The organism is uncultured Candidatus Thioglobus sp., from assembly GCF_963981275.1.
Lineage (GTDB): Bacteria > Pseudomonadota > Gammaproteobacteria > PS1 > Pseudothioglobaceae > Thioglobus_A.
This window is the reverse complement of the sequence record NZ_CAXCCZ010000060.1, coordinates 1-3,168: the sequence shown is the minus strand read 5'-3', so window position 1 is coordinate 3,168 and position 3,168 is coordinate 1. Positions and strand designations below refer to the sequence as shown.

Sequence of the window (3,168 nt, the reverse complement as noted above, 5' to 3'; positions counted from 1 at the left end):
AATCGCCTTACCATTAACATTTCTAGCCGCCCTACCCATGGTTTGAATCAGTGACCTTTCAGAACGTAAAAAACCCTCTTTATCAGCGTCCAATATCGCCACTAAAGATACCTCAGGAATGTCCAAACCCTCTCTCAGTAAGTTAATACCAACTAGAACATCAAACACCCCTAAACGCAAATCTCGAATAATTTCCACTCGCTCAACTGTATCAATATCAGAATGTAGATATCGAACCTTAACACCATGCTCATTTAAATAGTCACTGAGTTGCTCGGACATCTTTTTAGTCAGCGTGGTAACTAGCACTCGATCACCCACTTTAACACGCTTATTAATTTCGCTGAGTAAATCATCAACTTGGGTGCCAACTGGTCGAACCTCTATTTCAGGATCTAATAATCCAGTTGGACGCACCACCTGTTCTGCAATCGTACTAGAGACATCAAATTCATATTGGGATGGAGTTGCTGAAACCAAAATACATTGATGAACTCGATCTTCAAATTCGTTATATTTTAAAGGGCGATTGTCCAGTGCAGAAGGCAGGCGAAAGCCAAACTCTACCAAGGTTTTTTTACGCGCCCGATCACCCTTGTACATGCCGCCAATTTGGCTAACAGTGACGTGTGATTCATCCAAAATTATCAATGAATTTTCAGGTAAATAATCAAGCAAAGTTGGCGGTGGATCGCCTGGTTTGCGTGAAGATAAATAACGCGAATAATTTTCAACACCAGTACAATAACCCAGCTCGCGCATCATTTCAATATCCATATGCACACGCTGAGTTAGGCGCTGTTCTTCGACTAGTTTGTTTAAAGAAAGCAACTCTTTTCTTCGAACTTTTAGCTCATCTTTAATATCATCGAGCATATTTAAAATCTTAGATTTTGGCGTTACGTAATGCGTTTGCGGATAAATGGTAATTCGCTGTAAAGATTTAAGCCGTTCACCTGTCAAAGGATCAAACCAATACAGCCTTTCAATTTCTTCATCAAACATCTCAATACGCAATGCCTGCTCTTCAGAATCGGCCGGGAAAATATCAATCACCTCCCCTTTAACCCGAAAACACCCTCTAAGCAAAGTAACATCATTGCGCGTGTATTGCATTTGTGAAAGGCGCGACAATATCTCTCTTTGATTAGACACCTCTCCCACACTCAAATGCAACAGCATCGACATATAACTTTCAGGATCGCCCAAGCCGTAAATAGCCGATACACTGGCGATAATAATTACGTCATCACGCTCCAATAAAGATTTGGTGGCTGACAGGCGCATTTGCTCAATTTGCTCATTAATCGAAGAATCTTTTTCGATAAAAGTGTCAGACGCCGGCACATAAGCCTCTGGCTGATAATAATCATAATACGAAACAAAATATTCCACTGAATTATTTGGGAAGAACTCCTTCATCTCAGCGTACAGTTGAGCGGCCAGGGTTTTATTAGGCGCCATGATTAAACTAGGACGCTTAGTCTGTTTGATCACATTGGCCAGTGTAAATGTTTTGCCCGAACCGGTAACCCCTAGCAAGGTTTGGAACTTCTCTCCAGCATTAATTCCATCAACCAACGCCTTAATGGCACTCGGTTGATCTCCACTTGGGGAAAATTGTGATTCTAGTTGAAATTTATTGCCCACTTACTGTGATTTTTCATTAACATAAAACATTCAATTTTAATCTATTTCTTATCAATAATCATGTCAGCATTCCTTTCTCAAAGAGTTCAAAAAGTCAAACCTTCAGCAACCCTTGCAGTCACTGCAAAAGCAGGAGAATTAAAGGCTCAAGGAGTGCAAATTGTATCAATGGGATCTGGTGAGCCAGATTTTGATACTCCTATTAATATTCAAAAAGCAGCCATTCAGGCGATCAACAACGGTGAAACCAGATACACAGCAGTTGATGGCACACCTGTTTTAAAGCAGGCCATTATTGACAAATTCAAACGTGAGAATAACCTAGACTACTCAGCTACTGAAGTGATGGTATCTTCAGGTGGTAAACAGGTATTTTATAATTTGTGTCAAGCGGTGCTTAACGAAGGAGACGAGGTTATCATTCCATCCCCTTACTGGGTAAGCTACCCAGATATGGTGATTTTAGCTGACGCCACACCGGTTGTTGTTAAAACTGGACTGGAGCAAGATTTTAAAATCACACCTGAGCAGCTAGAAGCAAACATTACCGATAAAACCAAACTATTTATTATTAACAGCCCGTCCAACCCTACTGGTGCAGTTTACTCACAAGCTGAGTTACAAGCCTTGGCAAATGTTCTTATAAAACATCCTCAGGTGCTTATTATTACTGATGACATCTACGAGCACATTCGCTGGGGTGATGAAGATTTTATCAATATCGTCATGGCTGAACCTGACTTAAAAGATCGCACCATTATTCTTAACGGTGTTTCTAAAGGCTACGCTATGACAGGCTGGCGTATTGGTTATACAGGTGGTCCAGAAGCTATCATTAAAGCCATGAAAAAGATCCAAGGCCAATCAACCTCTAACCCTTGTTCAATTGCTCAAGCGGCAGCTTTAGAGGCGCTCAATGGCGACCAAAGTATTATTAATATCATGGTTAGTGCATTTGAAGAGCGTCACGAATATATTGTCAACGCACTAAATACTATTGATGGTGTTGAGTGTCCTAGATCACAAGGTGCATTTTATTCCTTCCCTAGAGTGGAGGGCTTGATTAAACGCTTAGGTCTAAAAGATGACGTGGAATTCTCCACTTACTGCCTAGAAAAACTAAACATCGCCCTGGTTCCGGGCTCTGCTTTTGGCGCACCTGGTTACGTAAGATTTTCATTCGCAACCAGCATGGATAACATCAAACTTGCTGTTGAGAAGCTCGCTCAAGTTTAATTCTTTTTTTATTTTCCGGCTTTTTTTTGCAGAGTTTCAATGACACAAATCACCAACTATCTATGCAAATACTTTGATTTAAGGAGTACAATTCTCCCATTTTTAACAGCCATTAACAACCACCCTAAATAGTTATATACAAAAGTGTCAACCAAATAACAATAATGGTTGACACTTTCAATAGACGTAAAAAAGGGATTCACCTGGAATCCCTTATGGAGTAAGACCTGTAGAAGTTAGTCAAAGTTAAAAACAAACGGATTAACAGTCTGACTTATAACT

At 40.3% G+C, this 3,168-nt stretch carries 2 protein-coding genes; one reads left to right on the top strand and one right to left on the bottom strand.

Going from position 1 to position 3,168, the window contains the following annotated elements; genetic code table 11:
- Positions 1 to 1,650 (bottom strand): excinuclease ABC subunit UvrB (gene uvrB, locus ABNR88_RS07050; protein ID WP_348670241.1); only part of this gene is annotated, 1,650 nt, incomplete at its 3' end.
- 60 nt (positions 1,651 to 1,710) lie between these two features.
- On the opposite strand from uvrB, the gene ABNR88_RS07045 reads away from it, so the two are divergent.
- The gene (locus ABNR88_RS07045) at positions 1,711 to 2,886 is read left to right on the top strand and encodes a pyridoxal phosphate-dependent aminotransferase (RefSeq protein ID WP_291926085.1); all 1,176 of its coding nucleotides are present in this window, start codon (positions 1,711 to 1,713) and stop codon (positions 2,884 to 2,886) included.
- Positions 2,887 to 3,168: the final 282 nt, after the last annotated feature.